At 43.7% G+C, this 14,358-nt stretch carries 11 protein-coding genes; 5 read left to right on the forward strand and 6 right to left on the reverse strand.

The window, feature by feature from the left end; all coding sequences use genetic code 11:
* Positions 1-9: 9 nt before the first annotated feature.
* Positions 10-411 carry a methylmalonyl-CoA epimerase gene (gene mce / locus PDL71_RS16595; RefSeq protein ID WP_407523135.1) on the reverse strand — a complete coding sequence of 134 codons (402 nt, stop codon included), beginning with the start codon at positions 409-411 and terminating at the stop codon, positions 10-12.
* Positions 412-465: 54 nt separating this feature from the next.
* Between mce and PDL71_RS16600 the strand changes: the two genes are divergently transcribed.
* Both PDL71_RS16600 and PDL71_RS16605 read left to right on the forward strand, forming a co-directional pair.
* Positions 466-1,614 (forward strand): cysteine desulfurase family protein, encoded by a 1,149-nt coding sequence (locus tag PDL71_RS16600; protein ID WP_407523137.1) that lies wholly within the window; start codon positions 466-468, stop codon positions 1,612-1,614.
* A gap of 93 nt (positions 1,615-1,707) precedes the next feature.
* Positions 1,708-2,034 carry a HesB/IscA family protein gene (locus tag PDL71_RS16605; protein WP_407523140.1) on the forward strand — a complete coding sequence of 109 codons (327 nt, stop codon included), beginning with the start codon at positions 1,708-1,710 and terminating at the stop codon, positions 2,032-2,034.
* Positions 2,035-2,082: 48 nt separating this feature from the next.
* Here PDL71_RS16605 and PDL71_RS16610 read toward each other — a convergent pair whose 3' ends face one another.
* The 5 genes from PDL71_RS16610 to PDL71_RS16630 all read right to left on the reverse strand — a co-directional run bounded on the left by PDL71_RS16610 (position 2,083) and on the right by PDL71_RS16630 (position 10,380).
* Complete coding sequence (locus tag PDL71_RS16610; protein ID WP_407523143.1) at positions 2,083-2,496, reverse strand: type II toxin-antitoxin system VapC family toxin; 414 nt, start codon at positions 2,494-2,496, stop codon at positions 2,083-2,085.
* The gene (locus tag PDL71_RS16615; RefSeq protein WP_407523145.1) at positions 2,496-2,735 is read right to left on the reverse strand and encodes a hypothetical protein; all 240 of its coding nucleotides are present in this window, start codon (positions 2,733-2,735) and stop codon (positions 2,496-2,498) included. The genes PDL71_RS16610 and PDL71_RS16615 overlap by 1 nt, the downstream gene beginning before the upstream one ends.
* A gap of 204 nt (positions 2,736-2,939) precedes the next feature.
* Positions 2,940-7,880, reverse strand: a complete 4,941-nt coding sequence (locus PDL71_RS16620) for a T9SS type A sorting domain-containing protein (RefSeq protein WP_407523147.1) — start codon at positions 7,878-7,880, stop codon at positions 2,940-2,942.
* Between the two features lie 373 nt (positions 7,881-8,253).
* On the reverse strand, positions 8,254-9,015 hold the full coding sequence (locus PDL71_RS16625; protein ID WP_407523150.1) for a GDSL-type esterase/lipase family protein: 762 nt from the start codon (positions 9,013-9,015) through the stop codon (positions 8,254-8,256).
* 12 nt (positions 9,016-9,027) lie between these two features.
* Positions 9,028-10,380 carry a hypothetical protein gene (locus PDL71_RS16630; RefSeq protein WP_407523153.1) on the reverse strand — a complete coding sequence of 451 codons (1,353 nt, stop codon included), beginning with the start codon at positions 10,378-10,380 and terminating at the stop codon, positions 9,028-9,030.
* A gap of 435 nt (positions 10,381-10,815) precedes the next feature.
* Between PDL71_RS16630 and PDL71_RS16635 the strand changes: the two genes are divergently transcribed.
* The 3 genes from PDL71_RS16635 to PDL71_RS16645 are packed head-to-tail and all read left to right on the forward strand — an operon-like array spanning position 10,816 to position 14,354.
* The gene (locus PDL71_RS16635) at positions 10,816-11,544 is read left to right on the forward strand and encodes an ABC transporter permease subunit (RefSeq protein WP_407523156.1); all 729 of its coding nucleotides are present in this window, start codon (positions 10,816-10,818) and stop codon (positions 11,542-11,544) included.
* 2 nt (positions 11,545-11,546) lie between these two features.
* Positions 11,547-13,373 (forward strand): gliding motility-associated ABC transporter substrate-binding protein GldG, encoded by a 1,827-nt coding sequence (gene gldG, locus PDL71_RS16640; protein ID WP_407523158.1) that lies wholly within the window; start codon positions 11,547-11,549, stop codon positions 13,371-13,373.
* 24 nt (positions 13,374-13,397) lie between these two features.
* On the forward strand, positions 13,398-14,354 hold the full coding sequence (locus PDL71_RS16645) for a TerC/Alx family metal homeostasis membrane protein (protein WP_407523161.1): 957 nt from the start codon (positions 13,398-13,400) through the stop codon (positions 14,352-14,354).
* Positions 14,355-14,358: the final 4 nt, after the last annotated feature.

Here is a 14,358-nt window from a genome sequence, read left to right on the forward strand (position 1 = left end):
AATTTTTATTTATACGATTTCCTGGCAGATTTCGATGAGTACACTGTTGGTGGTTTTGGGATGCAGAAAAGCCACAAGCTTATTATCAGCCCCTTTCTTGGGTTGTTCATTCAGCAATATAAAACCGGCCTGCTGCAGTCTTTTCATTTCTGCTTCAATATCCTCTACTTCAAAAGCAATGTGATGAATACCTTCACCTTTCTTCTCAATGTATTTAGCAATCACCCCATCAGCAGTAGTACTTTCAAGCAACTCAATCTTGGTGGTGCCTTTCTGAAAGAAGGCCGTGTTTACATGTTCGGATGCTACCTGCTCCTGTTTGTAGCAGTTCGTATTGAGCAATTGTTCAAAGAGCGGAATGGAAACAGTAAAGTCTTTTACGGCAATGCCGATATGTTCTACCTTGAGCATGGTTTGATTTTGACGGAAAGTTACAACCAACGATGCTAACTTTGTTGCTCACACATGCAGGTTCCTGTTTACCTTGATTATTGCTCCACGACTCCCGTTGATGAAACGGTGGTGCAAACCATGCTTCCCTTTTTTACAAAGCAATTTGGCAATGCCGCCAGCAGCACACATGCTTATGGCTGGCAGGCAGCAGAAGCGGTTACGGTGGCCCGTGAGCAATTAGCTGCTTTGATTCACGCAGAAAAAGAAGAACTTCTTTTTACCTCCGGTGCTACGGAGAGTTGCAACCTGGCCTTGCGGGGTGTAGCCGAAGCTTATGCTTCCAAAGGCAATCATATCATTACCTGTGCTACAGAACATAAAGCGGTACTGGATACCTGTGCCGCTCTTTCCAAAAAAGGAATAGAGATAACCGTACTGCCGGTTGATAAAAATGGTTTGCCAGATCTTGAACTCCTGCAACAAAGCATCCGCCCCACTACCCTGCTTATTGCGATGATGTATGCCAATAATGAAACCGGCGTTATCAATCCCATTGAGCAAACAGGCGCTATTGCCAAACAAAACGGTGTACTGTTTTTCTGTGATGCCACGCAGGCCGTAGGCAAAATCTCAGTCAATGTGCAAACCGCCAATATTGATCTGCTGGCTTTTTCTGCCCATAAACTTTATGGCCCCAAAGGATGCGGTGCTCTTTATGTACGCCGCAAAAATCCCCGTGTGGTTTTGAAAGAACAAATAAGCGGGGGCGGTCATGAACGGGGTTTGAGAAGCGGCACGCTCAATGTGCCCGGCATTGTTGGTTTTGGAAAAGCAGGCGCTATTGCTGCTGAAGTAATGACAACGGAAGCGGCCCGTATGCAGCAACTGAGAGACCGTTTTGAAACAGCTATATGTGCAGCCACCGGCGCCATCGTTAATGGCGGAGGCCCCCAACGTTTACCACAGGTGAGCAATCTCTGTTTTCCCGTGCCTAATGGAGCCTCTCTGCTCACAGCACTCAACCGGGTGATGGCCGTATCAGCCGGCAGCGCCTGTACCAGTGCCCAACCGGCGCCCAGCCATGTATTAAAAGCTATGGGGTTGACGGATGCACAAATCAAAAGCAGTGTACGTTTTAGTTTTGGAAGAATGACCACGGAAGAAGAGCTGCAGTTTGCCATAGAACAAACCATCCGGATTGTACAGGAACAAATGGCCTGACAGAACTCCTGAAAACCGGTAACTTTGTGACAAATTGAGCAGGGAGCCGACAATGGCCTGCAACTTGCTCTTTATTTTTTAAATGGATGTGTTATGATTTATGTAAGTGAAAAAGCCAAAGAAAAAGTAAGGGATCTGAAACAACAGGCAGCCATCGGTGAAGATTATTTTCTCCGTGTTTCTGTTGTGGGTGGTGGCTGCAGCGGGTTGAGTTATAAACTGGATTTTGATAATGAAGATAAAGCCACTGACCAGGTATTTGAAGACAATGGTGTGAAGGTGGTTACTGATATGAAGAGCTTTCTCTATCTCTATAATACCACGCTGGATTTCAGTGATGGGTTAAACGGCAAGGGATTTCATTTCAACAATCCCAATGCCTCCCGCACCTGTGGCTGCGGTGAGAGTTTTGCGGTGTAATTTTCGGTTGAGTTTTAAAAAGAGTGTATACCGGGATGATTATTTCGGTTACAATTCTGATTTTCTTTTAAACCAGTTTTCCAACTTTATACCATCGAGTCGCTCAAAATCTTTGATATTATCTGTAACAAGAGTGAGTTTATGTTCAATAGCTGTTACACCGATTAGCAAATCAAACTCATCATTCATGGGCTTTCCTGCTTTTCTGAGCCTCACTTTTTCTTTGGCATAACGCTTTATAGAACCGTAGATGGGTATGATAGAAAGACCGCTTACAAATGCATCCACTGCCTTGTGTGATTTTGCAGGGGTATCGCTGTTTTCTGCCCCATAACGTAATTCAAGAACTGTAATCTCAGAAATAAAACAGTTTTCCAAACCTGCTTTCTTAATTATTTCATCCAGGTTAAGCTTTCCCCGCAAAAAGAAAACACAGGTACTCGTATCAAGCAGGTATTGCATCAGAGCTTTATTTGCTTTTTCGTGAATTTTCTGCTTGACTTTATATCTGCAATAATTGATTCAGCAGATTTTTTTGAAGAAAAAGCTCCGAACGATTTAAAGAATTTATGGTCACGGGTTTTCTTTCCCGTTTTTAATGACTTAGATAAATTTTCAATCAACTCCCGTTTACTTGTATCGCTAAGCCCGGCAAACAGACCAGCATAGGTTTCAACAATATATTTATCAGTATAAGTCATTCCCCTTTTTCCGTAAAGTTAGAAAAAATTAAGATTGATGGTTCGCTGTTAGTAAAAGCTTGTTGTTTGTACAGCCCGTGCATGCCTTACGCTTTAGAGTGGCCTTTGACTGGCCTTTGAGTGGGCTTTGACCGGGAGTTGACCGGCAACAAAAAATCCCGCCGGAGCGGGACTTTTTTCAGCAGTTGGTTTCGGGTGAGATCCTTATTGTTTTACGAACGTTTTGGTTACGGCTCCGTTTTTCCCGATTAAACGGATATAATAGATTCCTGCTTGCAGTGAGGAAACATTTACTTCATTTACAAAACTGATGGCCCTGAACTGTTGCAGCAACTGGCCGTTACTATTGACAAGCTGTATTTGTTGAATGCTGCTTGGGTCTGACAGATTAATGACAATTTTTTCTTTGGCCGGGTTGGGCAGCACACTCACCACCGCTTCTTTACCCCACCAAACTTTGATGATGGAAGAGCTGGCGGTTATATCCTGTTTATCACGGGCACGGAGGCGGTAATAGTTCCAGCCATTGAAAGGTTTGAGATCGTCCAATGCATAAGAAGCCGTGCGGGCTGCAGTAGCTGTAACAGTACCCACCGGTTCAAAGAATCTTCCATCCCGGCTGCGTTCAATGGTATAGGCTTCCTGCAAATCATTGTTGCTTACTTCCCAATCCAAAGTAATACGGTCTTTCTTACCGGTGGCACGGAAAGCATTGAGTTCAAAGGGCAATGGATTATCATTGGCATTGATAGAACCAAGAGCAAAAGGACCAAAGGCATTCACACCATTCCAGGTAATGGTACCGGCGCCGGTAGTACCGGTTGTAGTGTTGGCGCCAATGCGGTTCCAGTTTCCTGAACCGGTAACATAAGAGGTAGCATTATAAGTAGTAGAAGTATTACCTGCAATCACCAGTCTTGAAAGATTGGTTACATAGGAAATGTTACAGTTACTGCTGGCATTCCAGGAAAGGGTAACATTCACGGTTGCTGCAGCCGGTGTATTTTTTTCCAAACGCCAGTATTCACAGCGGCTCACCCAAACTAACTGCGGTGCCGCAGGTGCTACAATGGCACCAACAAGACCGGCACTCGCTACATAGAACTGTGCGGTAAATTCATCCGTTGTATTAGCCGGAGCTGACATTGCAATCAAACGATGACCACCCACGGGGCTGCCACCTAAAGGATTAGATGCATACAATTTACCAACGGGGAACACGAATGCATCGTTACCGATTTTTTTCATCGGGCCATTTACAAAAGAGTTATCGGAGCCGCCGGAGGTGAGCGTACCATAATTCATACCTGTCACCGTACTGTTATCATACATTACCAGTAAGTTGGTATTGCTGCTGGTAATGGTACCGTTTTGCAAACTGAGTTCATTATTAATACCCACCGGGCAATTCAATGTAAGATCAGCCGACGGCATTGATTTGTTCATGATTGCATAACTGAAATTCTGCGTGGGCACACCAGGTGTGATGGTTACATTGGGTGTATTCACCGTAGCATTAGCAGCGCCTATGAAAAAGATAGCCCGTGAATTATCTGTATAAAAACTGTTATTATAACGGGTGAAATTACCGTGCAACCATAAATCACCGCCGTTAACTGTTGAAAGCGTTAACTCCGAACTGTTGGCATTTGCATCAGTATTACCAATGGTGAGATTGCCACGTACCTGGAGCGGTTTAGCCATGCCTCCGTTTAATAATACTCTGCCATAACCGGTGCTGTTACCAAGTGTTAAGTCACCGGCAATAGATAATTCATTTGGTACAATCGGGTTTGTATTTAAGTTAACGATTGTATTAGCCTGCACAATTACATGATGCGGATAACCCTGTGCACTGGCACTGCCCCACTCTACGTTACGGTTATAAGTTCCGCCGGTACTATACACCAATGAAGAACCAGTGTTATAAAACGGTGCATCTGTTACATTGCTTCCTGCATTTAATTGCAAACGATTCAGAATGGTAGAAGAGTTGGTATTAGGATTACCATTAAAATCAACCGAACCATTTATGATAACAGAGTAGAGTTGTGGTAATCCCGGTGATGTGCCAATAGTTTGTCCGGCCCCTTCAAATACAATATTACCGGCTGATACGTTATCCGGATTATTACCGCCTGCACTGTACACTGTACCGTTATTGGCAATACGTAGATTGTTACCTGTACCTGCAAGGAATAAACCTGTATTTAAATTGATACGGTCAGTAAGTGTATTATTAGTAGTTAATGTAACCTGTGTGGGATTGGAAATGGATATCAAATTAACGGTGGCGGGCAGGCCGGTACCTGTAACCTGGTTTACTGATCCATTGTAGAGATAATGTGCATTGCTGATAAAGTTACGGGTTGTAGTACGCACATTACCTGCTGCAGTACCCGCTGTGGTTATACCTGCTGCCGAACCAATACCCAAGGTTGAATTTGCCTGTACTGAAAACGTACCTGTGCCCGTTACAATATTTTCATCTACAAACTCAAGACGACCATTTGATGCAACGGTAAGTGTACCGGTACAGTTGATATTCTTTTGTACTAATACAGCAGTTGTGTTTGAAACACTTATTGTTGAGTTTGTGTTGATGTTAATGGTACCTGCCCCTGAAATTGTTTGTGTAGCTGTACCCGATAAATTGATAGTGCCTGCACTTGAAGGTGTAAAATTCAATGTTGCTCCTGCTGCCACAGTGATATTACCACGAATTGCATGACCGGGCGTACCTGCAAGATCCAGATTTAAAGTTCCCTGAGTAATTGTAAGATTATCTACAATCATCGGGTTAGAAGATGCATTCATGGAAGCGAGTGCCCCGTTATAATTCAATTCAAAATTTGCATAGGTTACACCATTGGATGCCGGTAAATTCAAGACATTATGACGATACAGGCTGCCTGTTTGAAATACTACTTTTGAACCGGTTGGATTTGTTCCAAAAGGATTGGCACCGTCAAAATAATCATAGATAGAACCCGATGCAAAAACAACAGTATTGCTTACACCTGAATTGCCAAATGCATTTCCTGAGAAATTTGTCCCTGCTTCAAAGCGGCTACCGGACTGGAACGTAATTGCATTGGCTGCTTCACCTGTGAGACGATGTGCAGCAGCAGCCGTACCGCTGAAGACAATAGTGCCGCTTATTGTAGCTGTGAAACCTGATTTGATATTGAGCACAATATCATTGCCTGTTCCGGAGAAATTAAGTTGTTTACCTGCTGCCAGGCTAAACACAGGATTTGCCGCACCTGTAAAACCTACATTAACGGTACGGTTGGCGCTTGACTGCCATGTAACAGCACCTGCACCCGTCATGGTAACAGAACGGAGGTTTACAGAAGGCACTGCTGTAACAGTTACAGCAGTAGCATTGTTAAAAATAACTGCATCACCATTACCGGGGAAACCGGTGTTAGGCGTCCAGTTTGTATTTACATTCCATGCTCCTGCAGCACCGCCCGCCCACGTGTACGTTGTTGATACAGGAATGGAATAGGCAAAGTTGTTATTGGAGTTATCTGCCACACGCAGGGCTGCTAATGATTTATCACTTTCGCTGTAACCGGTAAGCGTGCCATTGGCAACAGTGGTACTGAAAATATAGTAATAAACCGTAGCTCCTACCACTTGTGGTGGAATATTAAAAGTTACAGTATTTAATGTGACATTACCCTGCACCAAAGAAGTACCTGCTGTAAAATCATTTGTGCCTACACGATAACGCAGATAAAAACTTTCTTGTAAAGAAGGATTTGCACTTAAAGTAGCATCTACCGTAAGCGAATAATCTCCGTTGAGTGTAACCTGTGTAGCTGTGGTATGCGAAATACTTACCGGTGCGGCTGCAGTATAGCCTACATAAAAATTACTGTTGGCATAACCGGCATCACGAAGTACAAAGGTGTAATAACCGGCGGTGGACATGTTTAATCCCATGTCTTCACTGCCAGTTGTATTAGACACATTGTACCAGTTGTTTCCGTTAACAACATCTCTCGTGGCAGAAGCAAGTCCTCCAAAAACCCATTTATTGTCATAGGTTCCAGTAGCCCCGCAAGTACCACCTGAAGTAAAAAGAAACCCACTGTTCGTACCACCAGTCATGTTGGTTGTGGAAACATCTGCACCACTTGCCTGTGCATTGAGCGTTGTAGTCCATTGACCACGACCATCTGAAGGATTGTTTGCGGTAGTTGCAACACGACGGTATTTTAAAACATAAGGGGATGTTCCGCTGCAATTGATGGGTTGTGCATAAGTTGTTGGTGTTTGATTAGAGCCTACCCAATTTATACCGGGATTAGAAGCAATATTCGTAGGCAAAGAAGTATATGATGCTGTCAGGGCAATATCATCCAAACCAAATTCATCTCTTGAACCAGCACCACCGACATCTGCACTTGACCAACGAATGTAAATGGAAGCACCCGGTGCAATATTCAATCCGGTGATAGTGGTAGAACGGGATGGAGCTGCACCGCCCACTAATACCCAACCCAAACCATCCGCAGCTATTATTGACGTATAGTCTAATGTACTTATTTGGGTATAAACAGCATCATCAACTGAATATGAGAAATTAAATGAATTACTTCTACCTTGATCATTACGTACAAAAAGATTATAGGAGACTGCAAGACTTGTTATAGGAGCAGTACCATTATTCACCATTCTTAAAGTAATTGTGCCGGGAGCAAAATCACTTCCACCGGGTTGCACCATTAAACAAGGATTTGCTGCAGATTGTGGTATGCCTGTATAGGCATAGATACCTCCAGTAGTTACGGCTACAGCTGTTGCACCTCTTGTAAAATCAGTAGTTGCTGTTGCTTGAGTTCCCCCAAAAGCTAAATTACCGTCACTCCAACCTGTAATTGCCCATGCATTGGAATTTAATCTGCCGGCTGTTGTTGGATTTGGCTCAAAACCACTTGCATTGAATGCAGATGAAGGATTGGAACCAACTGTACTTGGCATGCTGTTACTGAAGTTAATAGTAGCAGAAGGTGCTGCATTGGTAAAAAACACCTGCGCATTGGTAATCAAACCGACAAGCAAGAACCCCGCAAGAAGGCCTGCTTTTAAAAATGATACCCGTAAAAAAAGGGAGCGTAAAGTTTTAATCATAGCTGTTCAAAACGTTTTCTGTGTACGTGTAAAATGTGTGGATGATGAGGAGGAGTCTTTACACGGATTTGGTACAGCTACGGTTTTGAACAGGGTTGGATGGAGAAACCGAAAAAACGCTACGCAATATAAGTGTTTTTGTTTAGTACAAAAGCAGGCCCGGCAGTTTTTGCGGGCTGTTTTTAAAAATTTAATGCAGGGGCTCTGCGGGTAAAAAAACCGCCCCGTTGCCGGGGCGGAGTAAACCAAATCATCAAGTGAGGAGAGGCTTTTCACAGGAAGCCCCTGTGAACCATCGCACTGTAACCTTGCTTCTACCTCATTGCCCGTAGGTATAACAGGCTTATTGTAAAATTGTTTTCAGGAGTTAAAACTACAAACCCTCATACTTTAAGATTTTTTCTATCTCTTCTTTCCAAATCAGGTAAGCAGCGGCTGTAAAATGCACCCCATCCTTTTGTGCATACTCCGCTTTTAAACGGTTGCCTTCACTCAACCTTTCATTAAGATCAATTAAAGTTATCCTGTGTTGTACTGCTAATTGTTTTAACTCCCGGTTTAGTTCCGTTATTCTGAGATTAAATGAATCTGCATTCGTAAAAGGTGGTCTTACATACGTAATGGCTGTTAACACCGGCTTAATTCCGTTTTTATGAAACGTATCAATAAGTAAACGCAGATTATATACAATACTATCCTTTGGCACACGAACTCCTAAATCATTAACACCACCCTCAATAAAACAAATACGAGGTTTGAGTTTAAGAATTGTACCCACCCGTTTCACAAAACCTGCTGTAACATCAGATCCTATGCCCCGATTAGCAACATCGGGACGATTCAGCAATTCAAACCAGTTCATTCGAAATGTTATAGAGTTTCCCAGCATTACAATTTTTTTAGGTGTTTCAAAAAGACTATGAAATTCTGTCTGCTCCCAATAGCTATCATTTTCATGGTAAGAATAGCTAACTGGCGGTGTTGTTTGAACTACCGATTTAGAGCCTGTCAATTTACGGATTAACCTTTGATGATAGCCTCCATAAAAAAACAGCCACAGGAAAGCTGCAGCTGAAATGGTATTTGTTATAATTAGTTTTTGGGTTGATACAGGGTGTAAAAAGTTAAGCTTCATAGTTGGTATTATTTATTCCAATAAAGAGTAACTAAGCAGTAAAGTTTTGCCCCGTAAAACTATCCGATAAATTCCTTTCGTCAAAACAATTTTTTGATTGATCATAAACGTTCTGTTAGAACCGTCATGCACCAGGTTTTGGCTCCAAAGCAGTTGCCCGCTGTTGTTCATTACACTTAATTGATAAGTGCCTGCACGCACACCGATTAACTGCAGGGCCAGCGCATTGCCGGCCGGTATTACTTTGAATTGAGGTTTGGACTCATTACCCTCTACCCTCAAAAGCGGTGAGTAGCGAAGATTTCCATTAGCACCATGGGCTGCAATACGGTAAAAAACCTTGCCGCTGCCGGGCGCCTCATCCACCCATGTATAACTGCCACGGCCGCTGTTATTGCCCCGCTGCAGTTTCTGCACCGGGCTGAAACGGGTGGCATCAGCAGAGCGTTCCACTTCATAGTATTGAAGGGCTTCTGTTTCTTCGGCCTGCCAGCTCAGTTGCACGGTATTGCCGTTACGCTTTGCTTCCCACTGTGTAAAACCCACGGGCAGGGAACTGAAACCGGTAAAGAGTGTGGACGCCTGGCCGGAGAGATTGGCATCGCAACCGGGGTTGCCGCCGGTGATGGTGCCGGGAATGCTTTCATCACTCATAAAACCAAAGCCATTGGTAATAACTGCAAAAAAGCGAACCTGGTCTAAATAATTCACACCGGGTAAAGCGGTATAAGGAATCATCAGTTCAATGCCCCGCTCCGTTGCGGTAGAAGGATCATAATCATTACGGTAAGCAAAGATGATATTACCGGTACCGCCCAGGTTGAGTGCTGTGGTTACAGACCCGCCTGTTTGATTGGGTGTTTGCCCGATAAACGTAGTGGTGATATAGCCTGCACCGCCGCTGCCAAAACGCACCCCATCGAGAAAGAGATTGGAAGTACCATTGCCTTCGTTAAAAGCGAGGGCATAATCAGCATCAAAACCGGCATCCATGATGGCGCCGTTTAAACCACCGTTACCGCCGCAATCACCCGGCGCTGTACTGGTGCTGAACACACCGCTGCTGCTGGAAGAACTGCCGCCGAGTGTATTGCCTCCCCGGCCGTTGTAATTGTTGAAATCCATAAACAGCACAATATTGTTGTTGCTGTTGAGTCTTCCGGTAATGGCTACATACAATGCGGTTGTGGAGGCATAGGATTTAATCACACCCAGGTCGTTGCCGGTACCGAATCCGTTATTGGCAGAAGCGGTGCCCTGCACCGTGTAAAGAGCATCGTTGGTAACGCCATCTATAACCGGTTGTGAAAATGAGGTAAGCACACAGGCAAGCATGCCTGCGAGCAGGAGTAAAGGTTTGGTCATAATCAATATAAGTTTTAGTTTGACTGAGAATCTGTTTCAAATATAAAGGCCTCTATCATTTTTTCAAAAAGCCCCGGTGTTTGAAATAAGATATGGCTTGTAGTGGCTTTCAACGATTATTTTAAATCAAGGTGCGCTGTAAACCTGTTACTACATCAGCCGGTAAAGCATTTGATACTCTCAAGGAGTAAAGTCTGAGTAAAAAACAGGCCCATAAACGCTGTTCAACCCCTGCGGGGTTGAACAGCAAGTTCTCATAGTTTGTTATTCAATTTATACCCCTCCGGGGTAAGAAAAGCATTTAAAAATCTCAACTTCTTCCTTCAATTGAACGTGCATGAAAATTTTTAAAGCAGGACAGATGAAAACTTTAAACATTTTCTGTGCAAGAATGTTCGGGCAGCACAATGGTTTATCCATTATTTTTGCCCCTCTATGTGGGCCATCTGTAAAAAAGAATTCCGCCAGTTTTTTTCCAATCTCACGGGTTATATCACCATTATTCTGTTCCTGTTGCTGAACGGGCTTTTTCTGTTTGTGTTTTCTGATTACAACATACTGGACTATGGTTATGCCAGCCTGGATCATTTTTTTACACTGGCACCTTATGTACTGCTGTTATTGATACCGGCCATTACCATGCGCTTGCTGCCTGATGAATGGCGCAGCGGCACCATGGAAATTTTAAAAACCAAACCACTCACTGCCACGCAGATTGCAACGGGTAAATACACGGCTGCCTTGCTGGTAGTTGTAATGGCCCTGCTGCCTACGCTGGTCTATGTGGTGAGTTTAAGAGCACTGGCGGAGCAGGGCACGGTGTTAGATACCGGCGGGTTGATCGGTTCTTATACCGGGCTTTTGTTTTTAAGCGCTGCGTTTACAGCCATCAGTCTATGCACGGGCAGTTTTACCAATAACGCCGTGGTAGCTTTTTTAACGGCTGCTTTTTTCTGTTTTGTATTGTACAGCGGGTTTGATGCACTGGCAGGTTTGCCGGTGTTTCGTAACGGTGCTGATTATTTTATACAGCAACTCGGTATGCAGGAACATTACCGTTCTTTAAGCCGTGGTGTGATTGATGTAAGTGATGTGGTTTATTTTCTGAGTCTGCTGGTTTTCTTTTTAGTGATCACCATTCAACGCATCAGCCGCAAATCATAACGATGAAGAAACTTTTTTCGCATAAGTACAGTTGGTTGTTGGCAGCCGTTGTTCTGCTGCTGCTGAATTTTGCGGCATCACAACTTCGGGTACGTTTTGATATGACGGCGGAGCAACGTTATTCCCTCAGCGCTCCTACCCGCAGTTTGCTCAAAAATTTAAAAGAACCGGTTACAGTAGATGTGTTGTTAACGGGTGAGTTCCCTGCAGTGTTCCGCAAGCTGCAGAACAGTACCGATGATCTGTTGCATGAAATGAAGGCTTATGCCGGCAACCGCCTCACCATCCGTTATACCAATGTGGAGGAGATCATTCCTTTAGAGGCAAGGGAACAGTTGTTTTATAATTTCATCAATACACAACGGCAGCAAGGTTTTAATGTAGACAGTCTTTTGAAAGTACAACCCAACCTGCAGCAGGAAGTGATGCAGCAGATCATGAATGATTCGTTGAAAGCATTGGGTATTTTACCGTATAACCTGCAGGTGCAGCAAAAAGAAAATGAAAGCAGCCAGCGTTTGATTTTTCCTTCGGCTATTGTACGTACCGGTGATCAGTTGCTGGCGGTGGATCTGCTGAGTGGTAAAACCATTTTCAGTCCCAATCCTGTTACAGGTGTGAACGAACCTGACCCTGCAAAAACAATCGGCAATGCAGAAGCATTACTGGAGTTTAAGTTTGCAGATGCCATTGCCAAGCTGCAACGGAAACAAAAACCACTGGTGGGTTATTTAGTGGGCAACGGAGAACCTACGGGTCCTGAAACCTATGATCTTGTACAAACGGTGGAGAAGAGTTATCAATTCAACATCATCAATCCCAATACAGCGCCGGTAATACCTAAAGAGTTTGCAGCGGTGCTCATTGTAAAACCGGCTGTTCCCTTCAGTGATTCTGTAAAGATGAAACTGGATCAGTATGTGATGCAGGGCGGTAAGCTGTTGTGGTTTGTGGATATGTTGTATGCGGAGAAAGACAGTCTTGCTTTTACCTCACGTACGCTTGCGTATGACCGTGGTTTGAACATTGATGATTTATTGTTTAAGTACGGTGTAAGGGTGAACCGTGATTTATTGCAGGACCTGCAGTGTGATAAGATGCGTTTGGTGGTAGGTTTTGAAGGTGGCAAGCCACAGTTTGGTAATGTACCGTTTAACTATTACCCGCTTTTAACCGGCACCAATCATCCGCTTACCAAAAATTCAGAACCGGTGTTGAGCCAGTTTGCCAATACTGTTGATACGGTTAAAGCAGAAGGCATACAGAAGAGTGTAGTGCTTACTTCATCAGAAACAGCAAAGACACTCAGTACACCGGCGGTGATCAGTTTAGATGAATTAAAGACGGTTGAAACTCCACAACTTTATAAACAATCCTTTTTGCCCGTAGGTATTTTGCTGGAAGGAAAGTTTCAGAGTTTGTATGCCAACCGTGCCAGTGCTGAAATGAGAAGTTATTTTGAAAAGTATTACGGAAGCTTTGCTGTGGCAACGGCAGAAAACAGTCAGCAGTTAGTAGTAGCAGATGGTGACCTGGTGCTGAACGGTTATACACAGGAGCAACCGTATGGTATGGGTTTCAGCCCGGTGGCCAATATTACCTTTGCCAACAAAGGATTTTTACAAAATGCATTGGAGTATATGACGGGGAATGCTTCCGTTATTTCACTGCGCAGTAAAGAAGCAGCCGTACGTTTGCTTAATAAAGAAAAAGTGGAATCAGAAAAACTGCAATGGCAACTCATTAACATAGCAGCACCGGTGGTGCTGGTGTTGCTGGGAGCTTTTGTTTTTACCTGGTGGCGCCGAAAAAAATATGCAACTGTTTAAACACGTTGCGGTTTCTATACGATCATGACAACAACACAAATTACGTATCTCGTTTTTGGCATTGTATTAATCCTTGCGGTAGTATTTGATCTTGGATTGATGAGTAAGGGTTCTAAAACCATGACCATTAAACAGGCTTTGTATCAAACCTTGTTCTGGGTGGCGCTGGGTTTAGGTTTTGGTGCTTTTGTGTGGTTTGAAGAAGGTAAGCAAACCGCCCTGGAATATGTGAGCGCATACCTGATGGAATGGAGCCTGAGTATTGATAATATTTTTGTGTTTGTACTCATCTTCAGTTTTTTTAAAGTAAAAGAACAATACATTCCCCGTGCCTTACTCATTGGTATTTTATTAGCCATCCTGTTCCGTGTGATTTTTATTACGGTAGGTGTAGAACTGGTGAACCGTTTTCACTGGCTGCTGTACATTTTTGGTGCATTTTTGATTTACACCGGTTTTAAAATGTTTACCACGGATCATGATGATGAGTTTGATCCGCAGGATAGCTGGGTATTGAAACAACTGAAACGTTATCTGCCCATCACTTTGGAAGATGGGCATGGTCACTACCGCATCCGCCGCCATGGCAAACCGCTTTATACTGCGTTGTTTGTAGTAGTAGTGATGCTGGCTACCACCGATATTGTATTTGCCTTAGACAGTATTCCTGCTGTAATGGGCATCAGCCGTAATGTGCTGGTGATTTATACCTCTAATATTTTTGCGGTGCTTGGTTTACGCTCCCTCTTCTTTTTACTGCGTGGTGCGGTGAGCAAATTTGATTACCTGCAACAGGGCATTGCCATAGTACTGGTGTTCATCGGGTTAAAAATGCTGGGCGAAGAATTGATTGGTACGTTCGTTAATAAAAATCAGCAGGTAGTTATTTCATTGGTTGTTATTGTAGGGTGCATCGGCGGTTCCATTGTATATTCACTGTACAACCGCAAACCGGGTGTACCAAAAGACAAAGAAGAGTAACGCA

The sequence above is a fragment of the Lacibacter sp. MH-610 genome (assembly GCF_045780045.1).
Classification (GTDB): domain Bacteria; phylum Bacteroidota; class Bacteroidia; order Chitinophagales; family Chitinophagaceae; genus Lacibacter.